Below are 25,628 nucleotides of genomic sequence, written 5' to 3'. Positions count from 1 at the left end.
GGCACGAAGCATCTGGCGGCCTATCGCCCGTGGATCGGATCGACCTCGTCCACGAGCAGACGCTCAGGGACTGGCGCGAGCAGGGTTCGACTCAGCGAGTCTTCACCGCGCCGGGCCAGCCGAAAGTCGGCCATTTCTCACCGCGCCGCAGGCGGCCGTGGGCCACAATCAACCTTTCGCTGGCGTGTCCCCTGCTTGCCGCAGGCGGGTCGTCGCCAGACCGCCCGAGCATCCCGCGGAGAGTTGGACGATGGCATGGCGACCCGCGCCCTTGCCGGCTGACGAGCCCCAGCGTCAGGCGGCGTTGCGCGACCTGGGCTGGTTCAGCCCGCACACCGAAGCCTTCAGCGATGCCGCCCCGCTGGACGCCTTGCGCGCCCTGGCCGACGCGGCGCGCCGCCTTTGCGACTGCCCCGTCGGGCTGGTCACCCTGGTCGGTGCCGAGCAGGGCTGGCAGGTCGGCGTCGACGGCCCGGAAGGTGCCCCACCACGGCTGCGCTGCGCGGAGCGGGCGCAGCTGATCTGCGCCCACGCGATAGCCGCCAATGACTTCCTGGAAGTGCCGGACATCCAGGCGGACACGCGCTTTTCCGGCGCCGTGCAGCATCCGGCGAGCGAAGGCTGGCGCTTCTACGCGGCGGCGCCTTTGCGCCTGCACGGTCACGCGGTCGGGACGCTCTGCGTGGCGGCGCCTCGCGCGCACTCGCTGGACGCGGGCCAGCGCACCCAGCTGGTCCAGCTCGCCGCTGCGGTCGAGGCGCTGCTGGCGGCGCGACATGCCGGGCAGGTGCTGATCCGCGAGAGGCGCCGGCTGGCCGATCTGGCGCGCGCGTCCGGCGATTGGCTTTGGGAGCTGGACGAACAATTGCGTCACCGTTGGCTGTCCGAGGACTTCGAGCGCCTGGCCGGCCTGCCGGCCGCATCGCTGGTCGGCCAGCCCTTGACGGACGAGCCCTGCGTGGATGCGATGGGCGAGCCGCTGGGCTCTGGGGCCACCTTGCGCCATCGGCTGACCGAGCGGCTGCCGCTGGCCAGGGTCGTGACGCGCCTGGACTCGCCTCGAGGCCGGCTGTTCATCTCGCGCAGCGCCGTTCCGGTGATCGACGAACAGGGCGTCTTCGACGGCTGGCGAGGCAGCGCTCGCGACGTGACGAGCCAGGTGCTTCTCGCGCGGGCGAACCGTGAGCGCGACCAGCGCATGCGCACGCTGTTTGCCCAGTTGCCAGGGGCTGCCTTTCAGCTCCGCCTGCAGGCGGATGGCAGCCAACCGCACTATCTCTACGTCAACCCTGGCCTGCACGAGTTGTTCGACCCTGTCCGCGATGGCGCGCTGCCCACGCTGCGGCGTGTGTGCCGCGAGGACCGTTCAGGCCTCGTGCGTGCAGTCCTTCGCTCGATCGAGACGCTGGAGCCGATCCGGCTGGAATACCGCTACGAGCGCGGCGATGGATCGCTGCGACGGTTCGAAACCCGTGCCACCCCCGAGCGTCTGGCCGATGGCGGGGTCGTCTTCCATGGGTTCACCTGGGACGTCACCGAGCGGCACCGGGCCCAGGAGGCGTTGCGTGAGCATGAAGCGCTGCGCCTGGCGCACGACAGCGCCGAGCGGGCCAGCCGGGCCAAGAGCGCGTTCCTCTCGCGCGTCAGCCACGAGCTGCGCACCCCGCTGAACGCGATCCTCGGCTTTGCCCAGCTGATGGGGCTGGACCGCGAGCATCCGCTCATGGGCGCACAGCGCCATCGGCTCGAAGGCGTTCGCCAGGCGGGCCATTCGCTGCTGGCGCTGGTCGATGACGTGCTGGACCTGTCGCGTATCGAACAGGGCGTTCTCACGCTGCGCGACGAGCCGCTGGAGCTGCATGTCCTGCTGCGGGCCAGCCTCGGTGCCGTGCAACCGCTGGCCGACGCCCGCTCGGTGCAGATGACGCTCGCGGTGCCTGCCGGGGCGCTCGTGCGTGGCGATGCAGCCGCCATAGAACAGGTGCTGGTCAACCTTTTGTCCAATGCGATCCGGTTCAATCGGGTCGGCGGCCGCGTGGCGGTCGAGGTCGCGGGCAGTTTCGAAGAGACGACACCCTTGATGATTCACGTGCATGACGACGGACAGGGCCTGCAGCCGGATCAGCTGGCTCAGCTCTTCCAGCCCTTCAACCGCCTGGGCGCCGAGCGCAGGCGAATCAGCGGTACGGGTCTCGGGCTGGTGATCGCGCGGGGGCTGGCGCGCGCCATGGGTGGCGACATCACGGCCCAGAGCACGCCCGGTCGCGGCAGCTGCTTCAGCCTGCAGCTGGCCGCCGCAGGTTCAGGCCATGGGGCGAGTCAGGCTGAGCCGGCCGGCAGCGCACTCGGCAGCGATACGGCCGGTTCGAGCGGCCGCGTCGTGCTCTACATCGAGGACGAGCCGCTGAACGTGCTGCTGATGGAGGAAGTCTTTCGCACCCAGCCCGGCTGGACCCTGCACGTCGCCCACGATGGAGCGAGTGGCGTCGAGCTGGCGACGAAGGTGCGCCCCGACCTCGTGCTCATCGACATGAACCTTCCGGACATGAACGGCCTCGAGGTGCTCGCCCGGCTGCGTTCGCAGGCCACGACGATGGGGCTGCTTTGCGTCGCCCTGTCGGCCGATGCGATGGGCGAGCAGATCGCCGCCGCCCGCGCGGCCGGCTTCGACGACTACTGGACCAAGCCGATCGACCTCACACGCCTGCTCGACAACGTTCGTCGCGTGATCGACGAGCGCGGCCGCGACAGCCGCGCCTGAACGCCCGTACCGGCCCGGCACGGGCAAGAAAAAAGCCGGCGCATGCCGGCTTTCTCGGATGAGGACACGGGCGGCGCGAGGGCCGCCAGCGCTCGTCAGCTCAGGTGGCTGTTGATCAGCTTGGTCATCTCGAACATCGAGACCTGCGCCTTCTTGAAGATCTCCTTCAGCTTGGCGTCGGCGTTGATCATGGTCTTCTTGGCCTTGTCCTGCAGGCCGTTCTTCTTGATGTATTCCCAGACCTTCTTCGTCACCTCGGTGCGCGGCACGGCCTTGTCGCCGATGACGGCCGCCAGCGAGGGGCTGGGGGTCATCGCCTTCATGAAGGCCGCATTCGGGGTGCGCTTCTTGGCCGGGGCGGCCTTCTTGGCGGCGGCCTTCTTGGCCGGAGCCGCCGCCTTCTTCGCGGGGGCCGCCTTCTTCGCGGCCGGGGCCTTCTTTGCCGGCGCCGCCTTCTTGGCGGGCGCCGCCTTCTTGGCCGCAGTGGCCTTCTTGGCCGGAGCGGCCTTCTTCGCAGTTGCCATGTCGATTCTCTCCATCAAGTGAACAGTTGATGTGCCGGGCCCGGGTGGAAGCCACGTGGACTTCCATTTCTCGCAGATCCGCAGCGACACGAATGGTACTGCGTGTACGAGGGGCTGAGAAGCCGGTTTCCCTCGTAAAACCCCCTCGAATGCCCCGGAGAGACCCGCATTTGTCGCTCCTGGGCATCACCTGGGAGTGTTCATATACCGTCACCCGTATTTTTCAGAGGGAGCGTCGCGCCGCATTCGATGGTCGTGCAAAAAACTGTTGCGCCCATCGGCATCATTCGCACAATGCCGCACGGCCGCGAGCGCATCGCCGCGGCCACTCGTCGAAAGGATCCGCGCCCGTGTTGAAGCTCATCGTTCGCTGGTTGTTGCTCGCTGCCGCGCTGCTGCTGGTGGCGCATCTGTACCCCGGTGTCACCGTCGCCAGCTTCGGTTCGGCCATGGTCGCGGCCTTCGTGCTGGGCCTGCTCAACACGCTCGTGCGCCCTCTGCTCGTGCTGTTGACCTTGCCGGTCACGCTGTTGACGCTCGGGCTGTTCCTGTTCGTGATCAACGCGCTGATGTTCTGGTCCGCGGCTTCGCTGCTGGAGGGCTTCGCGGTCACCGGCTTCGCAGCGGCGCTGATCGGCTCGCTCATCTACAGCGCCTGCGGCATGGTGATCGATGTGGCGGTCGAGCACCTGTTCGCCCGCGAGTGAGCGGCGTCGCCCGGAGAGGGTGACGCCGCCCGGCGTAGCATTGGCCCGCCGGCCGCCAACGGCCTCCCGACTTCACTGGCGCGAAAGGACATGGCCATCGCCTCGAACCCCGCTTTCCTCGAGCTTGCCGCCGGCGAGCTGAGACTGGCCCTGCGGCCGGACCTCGGTGCCAGCATTGCCGGCCTGTGGCTCGGCTCGCTGCCGGTGCTGCGCAGCACCGAGCCGCAGGAGCTGCAGAGCTCCCGCCTTTCGGGCTGCTATCCGCTGGCCCCGTACTCCAACCGGCTCGGCTTCCGGCGCTTCCGGTGGCTGGGCGAGGAGTACTCCACGCAGGCGAACTTCGACGACAACCCGCATTCGGTGCATGGCGTGGCCTGGCAGAGGCCGTGGACCGTGCAGGGCAGCGACGGCGCGAATGCTGAGCTGGCCTATGAACACGCCGGCGACGCGCATTGGCCGTTCGCCTTCGCGGTGCGCCAGCGTTTCGAGCTGACGCCGGAGTCGTTGACGCTGCGGTTGCACATCACCAACCGAGCTCCCATCGCGCAACCGGTGGGGCTGGGATGGCACCCGTATTTCCCCAAGCGCAGCCGCAGCCGCCTGCACATCGAGCTGACCGACCGCTGGGAGCCCGACGCCAGCGGCCTGCCCACCCGCACCCACCCCCAGGCCGGCATCGACGGCGACATCGCGCACCTCGACTTCGATCACTGCTTCGAAGGCTGGCGCGGCGATGCGCTGGTGCGCGACGAGAAGATGCGGCTCGCCCTGCGTTCGTCGCTGCCGTACCTCGTCGTCTTCACGCCGCAGACCAAGCCCTACTACTGCGTGGAGCCGGTCAGCCACGTGAGTAACGCCATCCACTTCGCCGATCCGCTGGCCCATGGCCTGCGCAAGCTGGCGCCAGATGAATCCTTCGAGGCATGGATGACGCTGGATGTCGCTGCGGTATGAGCCGGGGGCGCCCATGAGCGAAGAGGTGCTGTTCGACCCGCGCCCGCTGCCGGTCCCGCCGTCCCTGCTGGGCGAGTCGCCCTTCTGGCATCCCTCCGAGGCGGCGCTGTACTGGTGTGACATTCCGGGCCGGCGACTCAACCGTTTCCACCCCGCCAGCGGCGCGCATCAATGGTGGGACTTCGAAGCCGAGCCCGGTTGCGCGGCGCCCGTGCTCGGCGGCGGCCTGCTTCTGGCGATGCGTGACGGCCTGTGGCGTTTCGACCCGCGCGACGGGCATCGGCACCGGCTCGCCGAGCCGCCGTACGACCCGCAGCGCGAACGCTTCAACGACGGCAAGGCGGATCCCCAGGGGCGCTTCTGGGTCGGCACGATCTACGAGCCGCGTGATGCGGCGCAGGCGGCGTTGTACCGTTGGTCCGATGGGCAACTGCAGCGCGTGGCGGGCGACGCGACCGTGAGCAACGGCCTCGCGTGGAGCCCCGACGGCAGCAGGATGTACTGGAGCGACACCAAGACGCATCGCATCGACGTGCTCGACTTCGAACCCACCGACGGCTCGCTGTCCAATCGCCGTCTCTTCGCGCAGTTCGAACCCAGGCAGCCGGATCAGCCGTTGAACACCTACGGCGGGCGACCCGACGGCGCGGCGGTCGACAGCGAAGGCGGCTACTGGAGTGCGATGTTCGAAGGCCAGCGCCTGCTGCGCTTCTCGCCCGAGGGCCGCGTCCTGCGCGAAGTGCCTCTGCCGGTGCGCTGCGCGACCATGGCCTGCTTCGGCGACGAGGACCTCAGGACGCTCTACATCACCACTGCCCGAGAGAAGCGGCCGCCCGACGAGCTCGCGGCCCAGCCCTGGGCCGGTTGTGTACTGCGCATGCGGGTCGACGTGATCGGCCTGCCGGTCAACTTCACCCTCGGCTGAGGCGCTGCGTGCCCGTGCGCAGCGCACGGTAACCACGCCGTAACCGCCGGGTGCGTCGGGGATGCTTATGCGTTCCATATCCCGCCAGAAGTAAGGCGTCATGGGATAAGCAGGGGTTTGACCCTATAATCCCGAGGCTTTGCCGACCCCACCCCCCGAAAGACCCCAGACCGCCGCGCTGACTCCAGAACTGAGGCCAGAGCTGAAGCCAGCTGGCCTGGAGCCAGGCAGGCCGCGACCCGACCGGTCGGCGTCCTGGGCCGATTGGGGTGATGAGGTCGACAAGCCGCCGTTCAAGACCCTGACCCGTGAAGAGGCGCGGGTCCTGGCGGCGAAGAATCCCGCCGTCTCGCCTTGGCGGGTGGTCGCGGCCCAGGCCGCGGTCGGAGGGGTGACAGCCGCGCTCGCGTGGCTCGTCATGGGTGAATCGTCGTATTTCTGGTCGGCGCTGTATGGCGCCGTCACGGTGGTGGTGCCGGGGGCCTTGATGGCGCGCGGCATGACCAGCCGGCTCTCTAGCCTGTCGCCCGGCGTCTCCGCCGTCAGCTTCATGTCGTGGGAGTTGGTCAAGATCGGAGTCTCGGTGGCGCTGCTGGTCGGCGCGCCGAGACTGGTGCCGCACCTGAGCTGGCCGGCGTTGCTGGTGGCCCTGGTGCTGTGCATCAAGGTGTATTGGGTCGCGCTCGCGTGGCGCGGGCGCAAGACGACAAGTTGAACGTAGAACACGGGACAGATCCATGGCAGCCGAAGGTCACGCCGCAGACGCCGCAGAACACGCCCCCACTGCGGGCGAGTACATCGTTCACCACCTGAGCCACGCCCGCAACAAGGAGCTCCACGGCCCGTTCGACCTGTCGGTCGTGGCCTGGGACTCGATGTTCTTCTCGATCCTGCTGGGCGTGGTGGGCTGCTTCTTCCTCTGGCGCGCCGCACGCAGCGCCACCTCGGGCGTCCCCGGCCGCTTCCAGGCCGCGGTCGAGATCCTGTTCGAGATGGTCGAGAGCCAGGCCAAGGGCATCGTGCACAACGCGCAGAGCCGCAAGCTCGTCGCGCCGCTGGCACTGACCGTGTTCCTCTGGATCTTCCTGATGAACGCGATGGACCTGCTGCCGGTCGACCTCCTGCCCTACATCTGGCAGACCATCACCGGCGACCATGAGGCGAAGCTGCGCGTAGTGCCGACTGCCGACCTGTCGGTCACGATGGGCCTCTCGGTGGGCGTGCTCATCACCTGCCTGATCTACAACGTCAAGATCAAGGGCTTCGGCGGCTGGGTCCACGAGCTGTTCGCCGCGCCGTTCGGCAACCACTGGGCCTTGGCCCCGTTCAACTTCCTGATGCAGATCATCGAGTTCGTCGCCAAGACGGTCTCGCACGGCATGCGTCTGTTCGGCAACATGTATGCCGGCGAGCTGATCTTCCTGCTCATCGCGCTGATGGGTGGCGCGATCGGCAGCGTGGGGCTGGGCACCGGCATCGGGCTGGCCATCGGCCACGTCATCGCCGGCTCGGCCTGGGCGATCTTCCACATCATCATCATCACGTTGCAGGCCTTCGTGTTCATGATGCTCACGCTGGTCTACATCGGCCAGGCGCACGACTCGCATTGACGGCGCCGCGTTTCCCTTTCTCTCTCGTTTCCGTTTTCCCCTCCAACACAACCTATCGACTAGGAGTCACCATGGAAGTCATCAGCTTTGTTGCCCTCGCCGCCGGCCTGATCATCGGTCTCGGTGCCGTCGGTGCCTGTATCGGCATCGGCATCATGGGCAGCAAGTACCTGGAGTCCGCCGCTCGCCAGCCCGAGCTGATGGGCGAACTGCAGACCAAGATGTTCCTGCTGGCCGGCCTGATCGACGCGGCCTTCATCATCGGCACCGGTATCGCCCTGTGGTTCGCCACCGCGAACCCGTTCTTGGGCCAGATCGCCCAAGCCGTGGCCGCGCAAGCCGCCAAGTAAGAACCGGCACGGTCGTGTTTGGAGGCTGGGTGGGCGGCAAGCCCGCGCACCCAGGCCGAATGTCCCCGCCACCGTTCGAGGCAATCAAGTGAGCATCACCGGTACCCTCATCGTCCAGATGATCGTGTTCCTGATCCTGGTCTGGTTCACGATGAAATTCGTCTGGCCGCCGATCACCGCCGCGCTGGACGAGCGCGCGAAGAAGATCGCCGATGGGCTGTCGGCCGCCGACAAGGCCAAGGCCGAATCGGCCGCCGCCGCCAAGACCATCCAGGCCGAGCTGTCGGCCGCCAAGGATGACGCGGCCAAGCGTCTGGCCGACGCCGAGCGCCTGGGCCAGCAGCTGGTCGAGGAAGCCAAGGCGCGCGCCACCGATGAAGGCGCCAAGATCGTCGCCGCTGCCAGGGCCGAGGCCGAGCAGGAGTCCGTCAAGGCCCGCGAGGCGCTGCGCGAGCAGGTCGCCCTGCTGGCCGTCAAGGGCGCCGAAGCCATCCTCAAGCGCGAGGTCAACCCCGGCGTCCATGCCGAGCTGTTGACTCGCCTGAAGACGGAGCTCTGACCATGGCCGAGCTCGCCACCATCGCCCGCCCCTACGCCGAGGCCCTGTTCAAGGCCAGCGTTGGCGAAGACGCCCGCACCCTGGCCGACCAGCTCGAGACGCTGGCCCAGGTGGCCGGCCACGCGCAGCTGCGCCAGTTCGCCGACAGTCCCAAGGTCAGCGCGGCGCAGGTGTTCGAGCTGGTCACCGGCGTGGCCCGCCTGGCGCTCGCGCCCAAGGTCGCGAACCTGCTGCAGACCGTCATCGACAACGGCCGGTTGTTCGCGCTGCCCGAGATCGCCGCGCAGTACCGCGCGCTGGTCAACGCCAGCTCCGGCGTCTCGGATGCGCGCATCGTCAGCGCGTTCCCGCTCGATGCCGGCCAGCTGGCCGACGTCGTCGCGACGCTGGAAAGGCGGTTCGGCCGCAGGCTCAATGCCACGGTCATCGTCGACGAATCCCTCATCGGCGGCATCCGCGTCGAGGTGGGCGACGAGGTGCTGGACACCTCGGTCAAGGCCCGACTCGAGCAGATGAAGGTCGCACTGACCCACTGACCCCATTCACTGGCGACCGGCCCGACACGCGCTAGCGCCCACAAGCTTTCGGAGAAAGCCATGCAACTGAATCCCGCTGAAATTTCCGAACTGATCAAGAGCCGCATCGAAGGCCTGGGCGCCTCGACGGACATCCGCAACCAGGGCACCGTGGTCTCGGTGACCGACGGCATCGTCCGCGTCCACGGCCTGTCCGACGCGATGCAGGGCGAGATGCTCGAGTTCCCCGCCGGCAAGGACGGCCAGCCCTCCTTCGGCCTGGCGCTGAACCTGGAGCGCGACTCCGTCGGCGCGGTGATCCTGGGCGAGTACGAGCACATCTCCGAAGGCGACACCGTCAAGTGCACGGGCCGCATCCTGGAAGTGCCGGTCGGCCCCGAGCTGATCGGCCGCGTGGTGAACGCGCTGGGCCAGCCCATCGACGGCAAGGGCCCGATCAACGCCAAGATGACCGACGTGATCGAGAAGGTCGCGCCGGGCGTGATCGCGCGCAAGTCGGTGGACCAGCCGGTGCAGACCGGCCTGAAGTCGATCGACTCGATGGTGCCCATCGGCCGCGGCCAGCGCGAGCTGATCATCGGCGACCGCCAGACCGGCAAGACCGCGGTGGCGATCGACACGATCATCAACCAGAAGGGTCAGAACATGACCTGCGTCTACGTCGCGATCGGCCAGAAGGCTTCGTCGATCAAGAACGTGGTGCGCTCGCTGGAGCAGGCCGGCGCGATGGAGTACACCATCGTCGTGGCCGCCTCGGCCTCCGAATCGGCCGCGATGCAGTACGTGTCGGCCTATTCCGGCTGCACGATGGGCGAGTACTTCCGCGACCGCGGCCAGGATGCCCTGATCATCTACGACGACCTGTCCAAGCAGGCCGTTGCCTACCGCCAGGTCTCGCTGCTGCTGCGCCGTCCGCCGGGCCGCGAAGCCTACCCCGGCGACGTGTTCTATCTGCACTCGCGCCTGCTCGAGCGTGCCGCGCGCGTCAACGCCGACTACGTCGAGGCCTTCACCAAGGGCGAGGTCAAGGGCAAGACCGGTTCGCTGACGGCGCTGCCGATCATCGAGACGCAGGCCGGTGACGTGTCGGCCTTCGTGCCGACCAACGTGATCTCGATCACCGACGGCCAGATCTTCCTGGAGACCAACCTGTTCAACGCCGGCATCCGCCCCGCGATCAACGCCGGTATCTCGGTGTCGCGCGTCGGTGGTGCCGCGCAGACCAAGCTGATCAAGTCGCTGTCCGGCGGCATCCGTACCGACCTGGCCCAGTACCGCGAGCTGGCCGCCTTCGCCCAGTTCGCGTCGGACCTGGACGAAGCCACCCGCAAGCAGCTGGATCGCGGCGCCCGCGTGACCGAGCTGCTCAAGCAGGCCCAGTATTCGCCGCTGCCCATCAGCCTGATGGCCGCCACCCTCTACGCGGTGAACAAGGGCTTCCTCGACTCGATCGACACCAAGAAGGTCCTGGCCTTCGAGCACGGTCTGCACCAGCACCTGCGCTCCAGCCACGCCGCCCTGCTCGCCAAGCTGGAGGCCGACAAGGCCATGGACAAGGCCGCCGAGGAAGAGCTGTCGAACGCCATCGCCGCGTTCAAGAAGTCGTTCGCCTGATCGAGCCCTGACAGCCCCAACCTAGGAGAACCGTCATGGCGGTCGGCAAGGAAATACGCGGCAAGATCAAGTCGGTGGAGAACACCAAGAAGATCACCAAGGCGATGGAGATGGTCGCCGCGTCGAAGATGCGCAAGGCCCAGGAGCGCATGCGCTCGGCGCGGCCCTACAGCGACAAGGTCCGCAACATCGCGGCCAACCTGTCGCACGCCAACCCTGAATACCAGTCGCCCTACCAGCGCAGCGGCGGCAACGCCAACGCCGCCGGCTTCATTGTCGTGACGACCGACAAGGGTCTGTGCGGCGGCCTGAACACCAACATCCTGCGCGCCGTCACCAACAAGATGCGCGAAGTGCAGGGCGGCGGTGGCCAGATGCAGGCGGTGGCCATCGGCGGCAAGGGCAACGGCTTTCTCAACCGCATCGGCGCCAAGGTCGTGTCGCATGCGCTGGGTCTGGGCGATGCGCCGCAGATCGACAAGCTGATCGGCCCGGTCAAGGTGATGCTGGATGCCTTCGTCGAGGGCAAGGTGGACGTGGTGTACCTGTGCTACACCAAGTTCATCAACACGATGAAGCAGGAGCCGGTGGTCGAGCAGCTGCTGCCGCTGACCGACAGCAAGCTGGAGCAGTCGGCCGAAGAGAAGAAGGCCTACGGCTGGGACTACATCTACGAGCCCGATGCCGTCACCGTCATCGACGAGCTGCTCAAGCGCTACATCGAGGCGCTGGTCTACCAGGCGGTGGCCGAGAACATGGCGTCGGAGCAGTCCGCGCGCATGGTCGCGATGAAGGCCGCGACCGACAACGCCGGCACGCTGATCGGTGAGCTCAAGCTCATCTACAACAAGACCCGCCAGGCGGCGATCACCAAAGAGCTCTCGGAAATCGTCAGCGGCGCGGCCGCCATCGGCGGTTGATCACGGCTCGGCTGCCGCCACTGCCATACGAATCGAATAGAGATTGAAGGACCTGGAAATGACTCAAGCCCAAGGCAAGATCGTTCAGTGCATCGGCGCGGTCGTCGACGTGGAGTTCCCGCGCGACCGGATGCCCAAGGTGTATGACGCCCTGAAGATGGAAGGCTCGGCGCTGACGCTGGAAGTGCAGCAGCAGCTCGGCGACGGCATCGTGCGCACCATCGCGCTGGGGTCGTCGGACGGCCTGCGCCGCGGCGTCACGGTGGTCAACACCGGCAACCCGATCACGGTGCCGGTGGGCAAGGCCACGCTGGGTCGCATCATGGACGTGCTGGGCAACCCGATCGACGAGCGCGGCCCGGTGTCGAGCGAACTGACCGCCTCGATCCACCGCAAGGCCCCGGCCTACGACGAGCTGAGCCCCTCGCAGGAACTGCTCGAGACCGGCATCAAGGTGATCGACCTGATCTGCCCGTTCGCCAAAGGCGGCAAGGTGGGCCTGTTCGGCGGCGCCGGTGTCGGCAAGACCGTGAACATGATGGAGCTCATCAACAACATCGCCAAGGCTCACTCGGGCCTGTCGGTGTTCGCCGGCGTGGGTGAACGCACCCGCGAGGGCAACGACTTCTATCACGAGATGTCCGACTCGAACGTCGTCGTGCAGGAGGACCTGTCGCAGTCGAAGGTCGCGATGGTCTACGGTCAGATGAACGAGCCGCCGGGCAACCGCCTGCGCGTGGCGCTGACCGGCCTCACGATCGCCGAATCCTTCCGCGACGAAGGCCGCGACGTGCTGTTCTTCGTCGACAACATCTACCGCTACACCCTGGCCGGTACCGAAGTGTCCGCGCTGCTAGGCCGCATGCCCTCCGCCGTGGGCTACCAGCCGACCCTGGCCGAGGAAATGGGTCGCCTGCAGGAGCGGATCACGTCGACCAAGGTCGGCTCGATCACCTCGATCCAGGCCGTGTACGTGCCGGCGGATGACCTGACCGACCCGTCGCCCGCGACGACCTTCGCCCACCTGGACGCCACCGTCGTGCTGTCGCGTGACATCGCCGCGCTGGGTATCTACCCCGCGGTGGATCCGCTGGATTCGACCTCGCGCCAGATCGACCCCAACGTCGTCGGCGAAGAGCACTACACGACGACCCGCACCGTGCAGGCCACGCTGCAGCGCTACAAGGAACTGCGCGACATCATCGCGATCCTGGGCATGGACGAGCTGTCGCCGGAAGACAAGCTGGCCGTGGCCCGCGCTCGCAAGATCCAGCGCTTCCTGTCCCAGCCGTTCCACGTCGCCGAGGTGTTCACCGGCACCCCGGGCAAGTACGTGCCCCTGAAGGAAACCATCCGGGGCTTCAAGATGATCGTCGCCGGCGAGTGCGATCACCTGCCCGAGCAGGCCTTCTACATGGTCGGCACGATCGACGAAGCCTTCGAGAAGGCGAAGAAGATTCAATGACCCACCCCCGAAGCGCCTTCGGCGCTCCCCCTCAAGGGGGCGCCACTGGCGGACTGGCGAAGCCAGATCCGCGGTGGCAGATGGGTACGGTCTGAGGCACGCAGCGGAGATTTGACATGGCAACCATTCACGTCGACGTGGTCAGCGCTGAAGAGTCCATCTTCAGTGGCGAGGCCAAGTTCGTCGCGCTGCCGGGCGAGAACGGCGAGCTCGGCATCCTGCCGCGGCACACGCCTCTGATCACCCGCATCAAGCCGGGCGCGGTGCGCATCGAGCGAGCCGACAACGGCGAAGAGGAGTTTGTCTTCGTCGCCGGCGGCATCCTCGAGGTTCAGCCCGGGTCGGTGACCGTGCTGGCCGACACGGCCATCCGCGGCCATGACCTCGACGAGGCCAAGGCCAACGAGGCCAAGCGGGCGGCCGAGGAAGCGCTGAAGAACGCCAAGAGCGACATCGACCTGGCCAAGGCCCAGAGCGAGGTGGCCGTCATGGCCGCCCAGCTGGCCGCGATCCAGAAGCTGCGCAAGGCAAGGTAAACAAGGCCCCCACGCCCCCTCCGGGGGCTGCCCCCCGAGGGGGCTCGCGCAGCGGACCGGCAGAGCCGGATCCGCGCACGCCCTGGGTGGGAGCGGCGCTGCGCGCGCTCAGAAGGACGGAGGGGCGCGGCGGACCGGGCAGAGTCGGATCCACGCGCGCCCTGGAAGGAGGCGGTTCCTGCGGAACGCCTGATCGATACGCCTCCCACCCGACCCGCCACTGGCGGGTTTGGTTTTTTCGGGCGTCGCGCGACACAATCGCCGCCACTTCAGCAACGACGGTGGGGGGCGAATGGCCAAGGACAAGAAGGCTGCAGCCGAGGCGTCGAAGAGCAGCAAGCATTCGCACGGCGGCTCGAACGGCCCCAAGTCCATGGACAAGGCAAGCTATGCCGAGCATCTGGAGGGGCTCGAACTCGAGCTGAATGACATGGCCCGCTGGCTGCAGGCGAGCGGGCGCCGAGTCCTGGTCATCGTCGAAGGCCGGGACACTGCTGGGAAGGGCGGTGTGATCTCGGCCATCACAGGCAGTCTCAATCCGCGCCAGGTGCGTGCCGTCGCGCTAGGAAAGCCGGCCGAGCGGGAGCGCACCCAGTGGTACTTCCAGCGCTACGTGCCGTACCTACCGGCCGCCGGCGAGATGGTTCTGTTCGACCGCAGCTGGTACAACCGCGCCGGCGTCGAGCGGGTGATGGGCTTCTGCACCGAGGCCGAGGTCAAGGCCTTCCTGCGGCAGGCCCCGGTGTTCGAGAGGCTGCTGGTCGACGACGGCATCCTGCTGTTCAAGTACTGGCTGACTGTCGACCAGGCCGAGCAGGAGGCGCGCCTGGCCGAGCGGCTGGCCGACCCCTTGAAGCGCTGGAAGCTGTCACCGATCGACCTGGAGGCGCGCCAGCACTATGCGGACTACGGCCGCGCGCGTGACGCCATGCTGGAGGCCACCCACACGCGGCACGCGCCCTGGACATTGGTCGACTTCAATGACCAGCGGCGAGGTCGCCTCACGCTCATCCGTCACCTGCTCGACCATCTGCCCGACACGCAGGTGCCGCCTGCGCAGCTCGAATTCCCGCCCCTGGGCCACCCGCCTCGCAAGGAGCGTTTCAGCGGAGCGCCGATCAAGCCCCTGCGGCCCTGGCCACGCGATTGAGCGGCCGGCCCGCCGAGCCGTCGCACGGGGCTGTCAGCCCAGCCAGCGATTCAGCATCGTCATGGCTTCGGCCAGCTCCCGGTCGCGCCGGGCCTCGTCGAGACAGACGGCTCCCGGTGCCACGACGGCCAGCCACAAGGCCTGCAGGCGCAAGCGCTGGTCGCCCGCCAGGTCGCCGTCGAACAGGCGCCTGTCGAGCGCCTCGTGCAACGGGGAGCCGGCCAAGGCGTGCCACTGGGCCGCCCGCATCTGATCGCGCAGCCAGTCCTCACGCTCGGCCACCGGCCACAGCTCCAGCAGGCGCAGGAACCAGTTGATGCGCTGAGGCAGCTCCCCCACCCGCAGGCCCAGGCGCAAGGGCTCGCCGCTGGACATCAGGGCATGAGCGGCATCACGCAGCTGGCCCCGCCATTGCGGCAAGGGCGACGCTGTTGCGGCGTTAGGCGCGGCGAGGTAATCGAGCAGCGCCTCTCCCGAATGGAGTGGCTGCGACGGCGAAGGTGCCGGCCGATGCCGCTGCATGCGACGGTGGGCGCGGGACTGCAGGCTCATCGCGCACCTGAGGGGGCGATGCCGGCGGACGGACACGTCGACGGGGCGCGCATGCAAGCTTTGTAGGCCGAGCCCCCGGGAACCACAGCCCCCCGATCTAGGGGACGCGGGGCAACTAGGGGGAGGTGTTGCCCCGATGGGCAGGTGCCTCGTCGCGCCTTGGGCTCACTGCAGGTGAGCCCGGTCGGGCAGTTCGTTAGGATTGGCTTCGCCCTCGGCCAGCGCGAAGCGCTCTCGCAACAGCTGGTCGACCTCTTCGATCGCCTTCGCAAGCCCTTGCTCGAACTGCCCCGCGCGCAGCGAGTCACCGAGGCTGTCGACGATGGCTTGCCAGCGCTGCGGAGGCACGGTACGCGCGAGTCCTCGATCGGTGACGAGTTCGATCGCGTGTTCGGCCAGCAGCAGATAGATCAGCACACCATTGTTGGCCTCGGTGTCCCAGACGCGCAGCTTGCCGAACATGGCCAATGCGCGCTCGCGCGGCACCGCATCGCGCCAGAGGTAGGACAGCGGAAGGCCGGCCTCCACGCACAGCCGGATCTCGCCGGAATGGTGCCTCTCGCTCTCGGTCACCTGGGCCTGCAGACGGTCGAGGGCGGCAGGCGGCAGGACGCGACGGACGTCGGTTTCGTCCCAGAGGCGATGCTTCAGCAGCCGCCACAGTCGGCTAGGCCATGATCTCTTCACGGCGGGGCGCGGCTGCACCATCACCAATCCCCCGAGGCGCCACCGCCTCCGAAGTCGCCGCCGCCACCGGACGAGAAGCCACCGCCGCCGCCACCGCCGCCCCAGCTTCCTCCACCGCCGCCGCCCCAGATGATGGGCGGCACCAGGCCACCGCGGCCCCCACGGCCGCCGCCGAGCGAGCGTCTGGCGGCCGAACCTATTCCCAGCACCCCGACGAGCAGCAGCGCGACGAGGGCCGCGGCCCCGGCGATCAGCAGCGGGGCACCGAACCACCAGGCGACGGCGCCGGCGGCGCCGCCGGTGGCCAGGCCGCCGACCTTGCGCCCCAGCACGCCGGTCAGCACCGCACCGATGACCGGCACGCCGAGGAAGAAGAACATGGCCAGCTGGTCCCAGCCGAAGCCGCTCTTGCGCTCGCGCGAAGGCTGCTGCGCCGGGGTGGGCAGCGCCTCGCCACGAACCCGGGCGGCCAGCTGGTCGATGGCCGCGTTGAGGCCGCCGGCATAGTCCCCGGCCTTGAAGGCCGGCCTGAGCGCACCATCGATGATCTGCCGCGCGGCCAGGTCGGGGATGGCGCCTTCCAGCGCCTTGGCGACCTCTATGCGCACGCGGCGGTCCTCCTTGGCGACGAGGACCAGCAGCCCGTCGCCGACGTCGCGGCGGCCGACCTTCCACTGATCCGCCACGCGGTAGGCGTAGGCCGCGATGTCCTCGGGTTTCGTGGTGGCCACGATCAGCACCACGATCTGCGTACCGGCCTCGCGCTCGAAGGTGGCCAGCTTGGCTTCGAGCGCCTCTCGCTGGCCGGCCGTCAAGGTGGCGGTCTGGTCGGTGACCCGTGCCGAAAGCGCCGGGACCTGCTGCAGCTCCTGCGCCTGGGCGCCGGCCAGCGGGCCCAGGCCCAGCGCGGCCAATGAGAGCACGGCCATGAACAGCCGCCGCACGATGCGCAGGCAGGACATGGCCGTCGGCGTCGCCGCCGTCCCTACTTCGACGCCGCGGGCGCGGCCGGGGTCGCGGGGGTCTTGTCGAAGTTCACTGTCGGCGGAGCGGAAATCGCCTTCTCGTTCTCGACGGTGAAGTTGGGCTTGACCGAGTAGCTGAACATCATCGCGGTGAGGTTGGTCGGAAAGCTGCGCGCCAGCACGTTGTAGTCCTGCACCGTCTTGATGTACTTGTTGCGGGCGACCGTGATCCGGTTCTCGGTCCCTTCGAGCTGCACGCGCAGGTCCTGGAAGCCCTGGTTGGCCTTCAGGTTCGGGTAGTTCTCGGTGACCACCAGCAGCCGGCTCAAGGCGCTGCTCAGCTCACCCTGGGCGGCCTGGAACTTCTGGAAGGCCTCGGGGTTGTTGATGAGCTCCGGCGTGGCCTGGATGGACGTGGCCTTCGCGCGGGCCTCGATCACCCGGGTCAGCGTCTCCTGCTCGAAGTTGGCCTCGCCCTTGACGGTGGCCACCAGGTTGGGCACCAGGTCGGCGCGGCGCTGGTACTGGTTGAGGACTTCGGACCAGGCGGCCTTGACCTGCTCGTCCAGGCGCTGGAAGTCGTTGTAGCCGCAGCCGCTGAGGGCCAGGACGGTGGCCAGCATGGCGGCCGCCCACAGCGGGCGCGCGAACCAGTTCAGCAGGAGCTTCATCCGGACAATCTCCATTCGTTGAGGGGTGCACCAGCAGGGCGCGGGGCATGTTACCCGCCGCCCGTCGATGCGAGTGCGCAGATGGGGCGGACTTGCGTGAGGTCAAGGGGCGGCGCCCTGGCACGGAACGGATAATCCGCCGATGCCTGCCCCGCTCCAGAACGATTGCTTCCTGCGCGCCTGCCTGCGCCAACCCACCCCGCACACCCCTGTCTGGCTGATGCGCCAGGCGGGCCGCTACCTGCCGGAATACAACGCCACGCGGGCACGGGCCGGAAGCTTCATGGGACTGGCCACCAACGCCGACTTCGCCACCGAGGTGACGCTGCAGCCGCTGGAGCGCTATCCGCTGGACGCCGCGATCCTGTTTTCGGACATCCTCACCGTGCCCGACGCGATGGGCCTGGGCCTGAGCTTCGCGCAGGGCGAAGGCCCGCGCTTCGCGCGGCCGCTGAGGGACGAGGCCGCGATCCGCGCGCTGCAGGTTCCTGATCTCGAGCGGCTGCGCTACGTCTTCGACGCCGTCGCTTCCATCCGGCGCGCGCTGGCCGGCCGGGTGCCCCTGATCGGCTTCTCGGGCAGCCCCTGGACCCTGGCCTGCTACATGGTCGAGGGCAGCGGCTCGGACGACTACCGCCAGATCAAGAGCCTGATGTACAGCCGCCCCGACCTGATGCATCACCTGCTGGCCATCAATGCCGACGCGGTGGCGGCCTACCTGAACGCGCAGATCGATGCCGGGGCGCAGGCCGTGATGGTGTTCGACAGCTGGGGCGGGGTGCTGGCCGATGGCGACTTCCAGGCCTTCTCGCTGGCCTACACCGCCCGCGTGCTGGGCCAGCTCAAGCGCGAGCACGAGGGACAGCGCATCCCGGCCATCGTCTTCACCAAGGGGGGCGGCCCGTGGCTGGAAGAAATCGCCGGCATAGGCGCCGATGTCGTCGGTCTCGACTGGACGGTCAACCTCGGACGCGCGCGCCGGCGCGTCGGCGATCGCGTCGCCCTGCAGGGCAATCTCGATCCCATGGTGCTGTTCGCGCCGCCCGAGGTCGTGGCCACGCAGGCGCGGCGCGTCCTCGACAGTTTCGGGCCGCCGCAGCGTGACGAAAGCCTGGGCGGCGGCTGGGACGGCCACATCTTCAACCTGGGCCACGGCATCAACCAGCACACGCCACCGGACCACGTGGCGGCGCTGGTCGAGGCGGTCCACAGCCACTCCCGCGTGTTGCGTAAACGCTCCCATACGCCCAAGTCTTTCTGAGGGGGTATGGGGGATTCCACCCGGTGAGTGCGCGCTCAGGGCTTGACTTATCCCCATAACTCGGGGTGCGAAGAATCACCGGATCCGCGGCTGTCACGAAACCATCAAAAATCGCGGCGATTCGTGGCAAGTGTTTGATCAGAAAGCATTTTTCGCCTCTGCCTCAGAATCGGGCAAGTCAACTCCCGGCCCGGCGGATCAAGCATTTAGCGCGTCCGCCTGCAGCTTTCCCACAATGTTATCCACAGGAACGGTGGGCAAGTCCGAAAGCTGTTCTGAATCATGGACTTAAAGCTCCTTTCTCAACGGATGCTCGTAAAAGCGCCTCGCCGCGCGCCTGAAAGTCCCGCCTGACGATGAGCCGCGTCCTCGTGGCGGTCGAGACGCCGGCCCATGCCGGCCTGGGGGCCACCCTCGACTACGAAAGTAAGCAGCCGCTCGCCGCCGGCACCTTGGTCCGGGTGCCCCTGGGGCGCAGGGAGGTGCCAGGCATCGTCTGGCCGGGAAAGGCGGATCAGCCAGCGGCCCTCACCGCTGGCGCTGAAGACCCGCCGGGCGACGCCGGCTTCGCCTTGCGCGAGGTCACCGAAGTGCTGGCCAGCCTGCCGCCGCTGCCGGCGGCGTGGTGCCGGTTGGTGGAGTTCGCGGCGCGCTACTACCAGCGTGCGCTGGGGGAGGTCGCCCTCGCCGTGCTGCCGCCGGAGTTGCGCAAACTGGACGACGCGGGTCTGGCCAAGCGCATGCGGCTGCAGGACAAGCGCGCCGCAGCCCATTCGGATCCTCCGACCCCGGTGGAACGGCCGGCGCTGACGACCGAGCAGGCGGCCGTCCTGGGTGCGATCGGAGCCGCCGGAGCGGCTTGCCACCTCCTGCACGGCGTGACCGGCAGCGGCAAGACCGAGGTCTACCTTCGCCTCGCCGAGCAGGCACTGGGCCAGGGCAGGCAGGTGCTGGTGCTGGTCCCCGAGATCAACTTGACGCCGCAGCTGGAAGCCCGTTTCGCCGCCCGCTTCCCGGGCCGGCGCCTGGTCTCGCTGCACAGCGGCCTCACGCCGGCCCGGCGCCTGGCCCACTGGCTGGCCGCTCACAGGGGCCAGGCCGACCTGGTGCTGGGCACGCGGCTGGCGATCTTCTGCCCGCTGCCCCGGCTGGGGCTGATCGTGGTCGACGAGGAACACGACCCCAGCTACAAGCAGCAGGATGGCGCCCGCTACTCGGCGCGCGACCTGGCGGTCTACCGGGGGCGGCTGGAGACCGCGCCGGTGGTGCTGGGCTCCGCCACGCCGTCGCTGGAGACCTGGCAGCACGCCAGCACCGGACGCTACCGCCTGCACACCATGGCCGAGCGCGTGGGGTCCGGGCCCCTGCCGGCGGTGCGGGTGGTGGACATGACGCAGCAGCCGCGTCCCGCGCCAGGCGAGCAGTCGCCGGCGCTGTCGGCCGCGCTGCGGCAGGCGGTGCAGGAGCGCATGGAGCGCGGCGAGCAGACCCTGCTGTTCCTGAACCGCCGCGGCTTCGCGCCGGTGCTGCATTGCACCGCCTGCGGCTGGAAGAGCGCCTGCCCGAACTGCAGCGCCTGGCGCGTGTTCCACAAGAACGACCGCACGCTGCGCTGCCACCACTGCGCCTTCACCGAGCGGGTTCCTCGCGCCTGCCCCGAGTGCGGCAATCTGGACATCCAGCCCGTGGGCCGCGGCACGGAGAAGCTGGAGGAACAGGTCGCCGAGCTGCTGCCCGGAGCGCGCGTGTCCCGCATCGATGCCGACACCACGCGGCTGAAAGGCACGCTGGAGCAGCAGCTGGCGGCCGTCCACGCGGGCGATGTGGACGTGCTCGTCGGCACGCAGATGGTGACCAAGGGGCATGACTTCCGGCGTGTGACGCTCGTGGCCGCGATCGATCCCGACGGGGCCCTGTTCACCGCTGACTTCCGCGCCCCGGAGCGCCTTTTCGCCACGCTGCTGCAGGCCGCCGGCCGCGCGGGGCGCGCCGCTGAAGTCGCGCGTCAGAGCGAGATGTGGGTCCAGACCGGCAACCCCGCCCACCCCCTGTTTGCCGCCCTGAAGGCCCACGACTACGTGCGATTCGCCAACAGCCAGTTGCGCGAACGCGAGATGGCGGGGTTGCCGCCGTTCGCGCACCTGGCCCTGCTGCGGGCGGAGGCGCGTGAGGCCGCGGTGGCCGAGGGCTTTCTTCGAGCGGCGCGCGAACAGGCGCAGCTGATCGCGGCGGCTCTCGGCGTGTCCGATGCCGTGACGCTCTACGCGCCCGTGCCGCCCTACATCGCCCGCGTGGCAGGCCATGAGCGCCGGCAGATGCTGGTCGAATCGGCTTCCCGTGGCGCGCTGCAGCGGCTGCTGGCGGACTGGGCCGCCGGGCTGCCAGCGCTGCGCGCCGCCCACAAGGGCATCGTGCGCTGGGCCATAGACGTCGACCCGCTGGCGATCTGAGGCGGCCCGTCCCCCCAGGGGACCAAGGCCTTGAGAGCGGCCCGGCGTTCCTTGAGAGCTGCAGTCTCTTCAGGCCAGCTTCTTGTGCATGTTGATGCCGGTCGGCTCGTAGCCGAGCGAGCGGTACAGCGCCTGCGCGCCTTCGTTGTTCCAGAACACGTGCAGCCCGATTTCGGCCAGGCCCATCTCGCGCCCCAGGGTCTCGAGGGCGACGAAGGCCGCGCGCGCGTGGCCTTTTCGCCGGTGGGGCGGGTAGATCGCCACGTCGTACACGTAGCCACTGGGCAGTCCGCCGGGCTGCTCGGTCACGGCGAGCCACAGCACGCCGACGGCCACCGCCTGCTCGTCATCATGGATGACGAACAGGTGCTGCCCAGGCGTCTTCAGGCCCTTGGGCAACAGGCGGTCATAAGCCTCCCGCGAGCGCTCCAGCGCGGCCTGCACCGGCCATCGCCCGGCGTCGATGTTCGCCTGCGCGTACTCGCTGATGGAGGTCTCGCGAAAGCGCGCGTAGTCCGCCTCGTCCATCCTTCTCAGCTGGATGCCCATCGGCGCATTCTGCCGACGACCCACGGGCCTGCCTACACTGCCCGGATGCCGGTTTCGCATCTCGCCCTTGCCCTGGCCGTCGTTGCCGTCTGGGGCACCAACTTCGTCGTGATCAAGTGGGGCCTGGCCGAGCTGCCTCCCTTTCTGCTGGCGACCCTGCGCTTCGCCATGTCGTCGCTGCCGCTGCTGCTGTTCATCCGCCGTCCGTCCACGGACTGGTGGCGGCTGGCGGCCTTCGGTGTGCTGCTGGGCGCCGGCCAGTTCGGCTTGCTGTTTCTCGCGATGAAGGCCGATATCTCGCCCGGCCTCGCCTCGCTGGTCGTCCAGGCCCAGGTCTTCTTCACCATCGCGATCCACGGCCACCGCATGAAGCCGGCCCAGGTGGGCGCCTTGGCGCTCGCCGTGGCCGGCATGGCCTGGATCGGCTGGCAGGCCTGGCGTGGTGGCGCCGGCATCAGCCCGACGGGCTTGTTCCTCGTGCTCTCGGCCGCACTGTGCTGGGCGGTGGCGAATGTGGTGGCGCGCGGAGCGGGCAAGGTCGACGCGTTGGGGTTCATGGTGTGGTCCAGCCTGTTCGCGGTGCCGCCGCTGGTGGTGCTTTCGGTGGCCTTCGATGGGGGGGCGGAGGTCGTTGCGCACGCCCTCGCCGCTGCAGGCCCCGTGGCCTGGGCGGTGGTCTTCTGGCAGGCCGTGGGCAACACGCTCTTCGGCTACGGAGCGTGGAACTGGCTGCTGGCCCGCCATCCGCCGGCCACCGTCACGCCGGCAGCCCTGCTGGTGCCGGTGTTCGGCATGGGGGCGTCCGCGCTGGCCCTCGGCGAGTCGTTGCCGCCGTGGAAGCTGGGCGCTGCCGGGCTGGTCATGGCCGGGCTGGCACTGAACCTGTGGGCGGCCAGCCGATGACGGCGGCGTGGCCTTGCCTGGTGGACGCTCGGCTTGACGAGCGCGGCACGCGCTGGCCGGTGTGGATCGATGGCCGGCGCGCCGGCTCGGTAAACGCGGCCGGCCGCGCGGCACTGGCGGCGTGGCCGCAGTGGCTGAACGCGGGGGCCGATGGCGGGCTGGAGCTGGTCGTGCCGCGAGGCGAGCGCGATGCCGCCTTGGCCGAGGTCCATGCCGCGCTGCGTGCGCAGGGCCTCATCCACGCCTGGCGCGAGGAGCCCTTCGCCTGGTGGGACGACCAGGGTGCGCTCGCTGCCGTGATCGAGCGCGCCTGTTCGCGTTTCTGGGGCGCACTGACGCTCGGCGCCCACGCCAACGGCTATGTGGCGGATCCGGACACCGGCCGCCCCACGCAGCTGTGGATAGCGCGCCGCGCCTTCGACAAACCCACCGACCCCGGCCGGCTCGACAACCTCATCGGCGCCGGCGTGCCTCATGGCCAGACGCCGCTGCAGGCGCTGCATCGCGAGGCCTGGGAAGAGGCAGGCCTGCTGCCCGATGAGGTAAGGGAACTTCGTCCAGGGCGGGTGATCGAGCTGGCCTGCGACATCCCCGAAGGCTGGCAGCATGAGTGGCTCTACGTCTTTGACCTGGCGTTGCCCGCGGGCCGCGTGCCGCAGAACCAGGACGGCGAGGTGCACGAGCACCGGCTGATGAGGGTGGATGAGGCCCTGCGCTGCGCCGCCGAAGGCGAGATGACGACCGACGCCGCGCTCGCGACGCTGGACTTCGCGCTGCGTCACGGCCTGCTGCCGCCCGAGCAGGCTGCGTCGCTGGCGCCGCGCTTCGGAGCCTTGTGCGTGGCGCCCGCCCGCGCCGCCCGCTTCGAGCCCTCGCTCCGGTCGCCGCCGGCGCGCAAGTCGGCCGACTGATCCGCGCCGGGGCCGCGGATTCGCCCGCCGGCGATTTGACATTCAGCAATTCTGAAGCGCCGCCTCAATCGGCCTGAACCGATGGAGCGATTCGGCTGCACACACTGCCGTCCAAGATGAACGACTCTTCCGCCACCTCTCCTGTTGCCGCCCGTTACAGCGGCATCGCGATCGGCCTGCACTGGTTGCTGGCTCTGATGATCCTCGTCAGCATCAGCGTGGGCTGGTACATGAGCGACCTGCCGATGTCGCCGACCCGCCTGAAGCTTTTCAATTGGCACAAGTGGGCCGGCGTGACTATCCTGACGCTGTCGGTGCTGCGCCTGCTGTGGCGCCTGACGCACCGACCGCCCGCGGACCTGCCCGCGCCGCGCTGGCAGCTGCGCCTGGCGCACTTCACCCACGGGGCGCTCTACGCGCTTTTCTTCCTGGTCCCGCTCGCCGGCTGGGCCTACAGCTCGGCCGCGGGCTTCCCGGTGGTGTGGTTCGGCGTGCTGCCGCTGCCCGACTTCGTCTCGCCCGACAAGGCGCTCGCCGAGATCCTGAAGGAGAGCCACGAGATCCTGGCCTGGACCCTGGCCGCGCTGGTGGCGATGCACATAGGCGCGGCGCTCAAGCACCACTTCGTCGACCGGGACGGCCTGCTGAACCGCATGCGCCCCGGCCGCGGCTGACCTGACCTTTCCATTGCACTGACTGCCATCCACATCATGTCCGTGACCACCCTCCTCACCCGCCGCCTCGTCCCCTCCGCCGCGCTGCTGCTGTCGGCTTCGCTGGCTGCGGCCCAAGGCCCCCAGCAGGTCGTCCCGGCCCAGAGCGAGATCGGCTTCACCTCCAAGCAGATGGGCGTGCCGGTGGACGGCAAGTTCCGCAAGTGGGACGCCCAGATGAGCTTCGACCCGAAGAAGCTCGAGGCCAGCCGCGTGGCCTTCACGATCGACACCGGCAGTGCCAGCTTCGGCTCGCCCGAGACCGACGCCGAGGTCCCCAAGGCGGCCTGGTTCAACGCCGCCAAGTTCCCGCAGGCGACCTTCCAGTCCAGTGGCATCAAGGCCGTGGGCGGCAACAAGTACGAAGTCGCCGGCAAGCTGACCATCAAGGGTTCCGTACGCGACGTCGTCGTGCCGGTCGCCCTGGCCCAGGCCGGCGCCGTCACCACGGCCACCGGCGCCTTCACCATCAAGCGGCTCGATTTCAAGATTGGTGAAGGCGAGTGGGCCGACACCTCGATGGTCGCCAACGATGTCCAGGTCAAGTTCAAGCTGGCCGTGACCGGCATCGGGCCGCTCTGAGGCCCGTCTTCCCTTTCCCCGTTTTTCCCCGTCAACTCAGGAGTTCCTGCGCATGAAGACCCCGCTGATCGCTGCCGCCGCGCTGATGATGGCCGCCACCGGTGCCCACGCCGACGTCGCGACCTACAGCATCGACCCGACGCACACTTTCGTCACCTTCGAGATGGCCCACTTCGGCACTTCGACCAACCGTGGCCGCTTCGACAAGAAGGAAGGCACGGTCCAGTTCGACCGCGCCGGCAAGACCGGCAAGGTGGACATCACGATCGACACGACCTCGATCAACACCGGCGTCGAGCCCTTCAACAAGCACCTGAAGAGCGCCGAGATCCTCAACACCGAAGCCTTCCCGACCGCCAAGTTCGTCAGCGACAAGTTCGCCTTCAGCGGCGACAAGGTCTCCGAGATCAGCGGCCAGCTGACCCTCAACGGCAAGACCAACCCGGTCACCTTGAAGGCCAACAACTTCAACTGCTACCAGAGCCCGATGCTCAAGCGCGAGGTGTGCGGCGGCGACTTCGAGACCACCATCACCCGCAGCCAGTTCGGCGTCAGCTACGGCCTGAACTACGGCTTTCCCGACGCGACGAAGCTGATCATCCAGGTCGAAGCCGTCAAACAGTGACCCCCACGGCCCCTGCCGGGGCCTGCCCCCCGAGATGCTATGGGGGAGGACCGCCTGCATCGGTATGCCCGTTGGTCTAAAACGGGCGTTCCGTGGTCTTCCATCTAGCGTGAAGGAGGTCGGCAATGAACGCGACGCAAGCAGCCCT

27 protein-coding genes are annotated in these 25,628 nt (G+C 68.5%); 21 read left to right on the top strand and 6 right to left on the bottom strand.

The annotated features are described in order from the left end of the window. Positions 1 to 250 precede the first annotated feature (250 nt). A complete protein-coding gene (locus ACS5PM_RS09255; protein ID WP_439387317.1) occupies positions 251 to 2,761 on the top strand; it encodes an ATP-binding protein in 2,511 nt (836 codons plus the stop codon). Positions 2,762 to 2,856: 95 nt separating this feature from the next. On the opposite strand, the gene ACS5PM_RS09250 is transcribed toward ACS5PM_RS09255, so the two are convergent. Then, positions 2,857 to 3,285, bottom strand: a complete 429-nt coding sequence (locus ACS5PM_RS09250) for an SWIB/MDM2 domain-containing protein (RefSeq protein WP_439387316.1) — start codon at positions 3,283 to 3,285, stop codon at positions 2,857 to 2,859. Between the two features lie 353 nt (positions 3,286 to 3,638). Here ACS5PM_RS09250 and ACS5PM_RS09245 point away from each other — a divergent pair, with 353 nt between their 5' ends. The 13 genes from ACS5PM_RS09245 (at position 3,639) to ppk2 (ending at position 14,611) form a co-directional block, all read left to right on the top strand. After that, complete coding sequence (locus ACS5PM_RS09245) at positions 3,639 to 3,992, top strand: phage holin family protein (RefSeq protein WP_439387770.1); 354 nt, start codon at positions 3,639 to 3,641, stop codon at positions 3,990 to 3,992. 90 nt (positions 3,993 to 4,082) lie between these two features. Next, positions 4,083 to 4,946: an aldose 1-epimerase gene (locus ACS5PM_RS09240; RefSeq protein WP_439387315.1), complete on the top strand. Its 864-nt coding sequence runs from the start codon at positions 4,083 to 4,085 to the stop codon at positions 4,944 to 4,946. A 13-nt stretch (positions 4,947 to 4,959) separates the two neighbouring features. Next, positions 4,960 to 5,871 carry an SMP-30/gluconolactonase/LRE family protein gene (locus ACS5PM_RS09235; RefSeq protein ID WP_439387769.1) on the top strand — a complete coding sequence of 304 codons (912 nt, stop codon included), beginning with the start codon at positions 4,960 to 4,962 and terminating at the stop codon, positions 5,869 to 5,871. A 139-nt stretch (positions 5,872 to 6,010) separates the two neighbouring features. Next, the gene (locus ACS5PM_RS09230) at positions 6,011 to 6,586 is read left to right on the top strand and encodes an ATP synthase subunit I (RefSeq protein ID WP_439387314.1); all 576 of its coding nucleotides are present in this window, start codon (positions 6,011 to 6,013) and stop codon (positions 6,584 to 6,586) included. A gap of 22 nt (positions 6,587 to 6,608) precedes the next feature. Further along, positions 6,609 to 7,481 (top strand): F0F1 ATP synthase subunit A, encoded by an 873-nt coding sequence (gene atpB, locus ACS5PM_RS09225; protein ID WP_439387313.1) that lies wholly within the window; start codon positions 6,609 to 6,611, stop codon positions 7,479 to 7,481. Positions 7,482 to 7,552: 71 nt separating this feature from the next. Beyond that, on the top strand, positions 7,553 to 7,831 hold the full coding sequence (gene atpE, locus ACS5PM_RS09220) for a F0F1 ATP synthase subunit C (RefSeq protein WP_374565116.1): 279 nt from the start codon (positions 7,553 to 7,555) through the stop codon (positions 7,829 to 7,831). An 88-nt stretch (positions 7,832 to 7,919) separates the two neighbouring features. Further along, a complete protein-coding gene (locus ACS5PM_RS09215) occupies positions 7,920 to 8,390 on the top strand; it encodes a F0F1 ATP synthase subunit B (RefSeq protein ID WP_439387312.1) in 471 nt (156 codons plus the stop codon). 2 nt (positions 8,391 to 8,392) lie between these two features. Further along, a complete protein-coding gene (locus tag ACS5PM_RS09210) occupies positions 8,393 to 8,926 on the top strand; it encodes a F0F1 ATP synthase subunit delta (protein WP_439387311.1) in 534 nt (177 codons plus the stop codon). A gap of 60 nt (positions 8,927 to 8,986) precedes the next feature. Beyond that, positions 8,987 to 10,540, top strand: coding sequence for a F0F1 ATP synthase subunit alpha (atpA, locus tag ACS5PM_RS09205; protein ID WP_439387310.1), 1,554 nt, complete (start codon positions 8,987 to 8,989; stop codon positions 10,538 to 10,540). A 35-nt stretch (positions 10,541 to 10,575) separates the two neighbouring features. Continuing rightward, positions 10,576 to 11,460: a F0F1 ATP synthase subunit gamma gene (gene atpG / locus ACS5PM_RS09200; protein ID WP_439387309.1), complete on the top strand. Its 885-nt coding sequence runs from the start codon at positions 10,576 to 10,578 to the stop codon at positions 11,458 to 11,460. 58 nt (positions 11,461 to 11,518) lie between these two features. After that, positions 11,519 to 12,925, top strand: a complete 1,407-nt coding sequence (gene atpD / locus ACS5PM_RS09195; RefSeq protein ID WP_439387308.1) for a F0F1 ATP synthase subunit beta — start codon at positions 11,519 to 11,521, stop codon at positions 12,923 to 12,925. A 116-nt stretch (positions 12,926 to 13,041) separates the two neighbouring features. Further along, a complete protein-coding gene (locus ACS5PM_RS09190) occupies positions 13,042 to 13,461 on the top strand; it encodes a F0F1 ATP synthase subunit epsilon (protein WP_439387307.1) in 420 nt (139 codons plus the stop codon). Between the two features lie 292 nt (positions 13,462 to 13,753). Further along, positions 13,754 to 14,611 (top strand): polyphosphate kinase 2, encoded by an 858-nt coding sequence (ppk2, locus tag ACS5PM_RS09185; protein WP_439387306.1) that lies wholly within the window; start codon positions 13,754 to 13,756, stop codon positions 14,609 to 14,611. A 33-nt stretch (positions 14,612 to 14,644) separates the two neighbouring features. Here the strand turns inward: ppk2 and ACS5PM_RS09180 are convergent, their stop codons facing one another. The 4 genes from ACS5PM_RS09180 to ACS5PM_RS09165 all read right to left on the bottom strand — a co-directional run bounded on the left by ACS5PM_RS09180 (position 14,645) and on the right by ACS5PM_RS09165 (position 17,486). Further along, positions 14,645 to 15,163: a hypothetical protein gene (locus ACS5PM_RS09180; protein ID WP_439387305.1), complete on the bottom strand. Its 519-nt coding sequence runs from the start codon at positions 15,161 to 15,163 to the stop codon at positions 14,645 to 14,647. Positions 15,164 to 15,328: 165 nt separating this feature from the next. Then, positions 15,329 to 15,871, bottom strand: a complete 543-nt coding sequence (locus tag ACS5PM_RS09175; protein ID WP_439387304.1) for a TPM domain-containing protein — start codon at positions 15,869 to 15,871, stop codon at positions 15,329 to 15,331. Then, the gene (locus ACS5PM_RS09170; protein WP_439387303.1) at positions 15,871 to 16,812 is read right to left on the bottom strand and encodes a TPM domain-containing protein; all 942 of its coding nucleotides are present in this window, start codon (positions 16,810 to 16,812) and stop codon (positions 15,871 to 15,873) included. The genes ACS5PM_RS09175 and ACS5PM_RS09170 overlap by 1 nt, the downstream gene beginning before the upstream one ends. Positions 16,813 to 16,835: 23 nt before the next feature. Further along, positions 16,836 to 17,486, bottom strand: a complete 651-nt coding sequence (locus tag ACS5PM_RS09165; RefSeq protein ID WP_439387302.1) for a LemA family protein — start codon at positions 17,484 to 17,486, stop codon at positions 16,836 to 16,838. Between the two features lie 142 nt (positions 17,487 to 17,628). On the opposite strand from ACS5PM_RS09165, the gene hemE reads away from it, so the two are divergent. Together hemE and ACS5PM_RS09155 are read left to right on the top strand one after the other, a co-directional pair. After that, complete coding sequence (hemE, locus tag ACS5PM_RS09160) at positions 17,629 to 18,747, top strand: uroporphyrinogen decarboxylase (RefSeq protein ID WP_439387301.1); 1,119 nt, start codon at positions 17,629 to 17,631, stop codon at positions 18,745 to 18,747. A gap of 356 nt (positions 18,748 to 19,103) precedes the next feature. Beyond that, entirely contained in the window at positions 19,104 to 21,197 is a 2,094-nt protein-coding gene (locus tag ACS5PM_RS09155; RefSeq protein ID WP_439387300.1) for a primosomal protein N', read from the top strand. A gap of 69 nt (positions 21,198 to 21,266) precedes the next feature. Here ACS5PM_RS09155 and ACS5PM_RS09150 read toward each other — a convergent pair whose 3' ends face one another. Further along, positions 21,267 to 21,746, bottom strand: a complete 480-nt coding sequence (locus ACS5PM_RS09150; protein WP_439387299.1) for a GNAT family N-acetyltransferase — start codon at positions 21,744 to 21,746, stop codon at positions 21,267 to 21,269. A gap of 45 nt (positions 21,747 to 21,791) precedes the next feature. Between ACS5PM_RS09150 and ACS5PM_RS09145 the strand changes: the two genes are divergently transcribed. The 5 genes from ACS5PM_RS09145 to ACS5PM_RS09125 all read left to right on the top strand — a co-directional run bounded on the left by ACS5PM_RS09145 (position 21,792) and on the right by ACS5PM_RS09125 (position 25,480). Next, positions 21,792 to 22,649 (top strand): EamA family transporter, encoded by an 858-nt coding sequence (locus ACS5PM_RS09145; protein WP_439387298.1) that lies wholly within the window; start codon positions 21,792 to 21,794, stop codon positions 22,647 to 22,649. A gap of 20 nt (positions 22,650 to 22,669) precedes the next feature. Then, on the top strand, positions 22,670 to 23,560 hold the full coding sequence (locus ACS5PM_RS09140) for an NUDIX hydrolase (RefSeq protein ID WP_439387297.1): 891 nt from the start codon (positions 22,670 to 22,672) through the stop codon (positions 23,558 to 23,560). Between the two features lie 116 nt (positions 23,561 to 23,676). Further along, positions 23,677 to 24,234: a cytochrome b gene (locus ACS5PM_RS09135; protein WP_439387296.1), complete on the top strand. Its 558-nt coding sequence runs from the start codon at positions 23,677 to 23,679 to the stop codon at positions 24,232 to 24,234. Positions 24,235 to 24,270: 36 nt separating this feature from the next. Beyond that, positions 24,271 to 24,855: a YceI family protein gene (locus ACS5PM_RS09130; protein ID WP_439387295.1), complete on the top strand. Its 585-nt coding sequence runs from the start codon at positions 24,271 to 24,273 to the stop codon at positions 24,853 to 24,855. Between the two features lie 52 nt (positions 24,856 to 24,907). Next, entirely contained in the window at positions 24,908 to 25,480 is a 573-nt protein-coding gene (locus tag ACS5PM_RS09125; protein WP_439387294.1) for a YceI family protein, read from the top strand. Positions 25,481 to 25,628: the final 148 nt, after the last annotated feature.

This window comes from Ideonella flava (assembly GCF_051857595.1).
Taxonomy (GTDB): Bacteria; Pseudomonadota; Gammaproteobacteria; order Burkholderiales; family Burkholderiaceae_C; genus Ideonella.
This window is presented reverse-complemented; position numbering and strand designations above follow the sequence as displayed.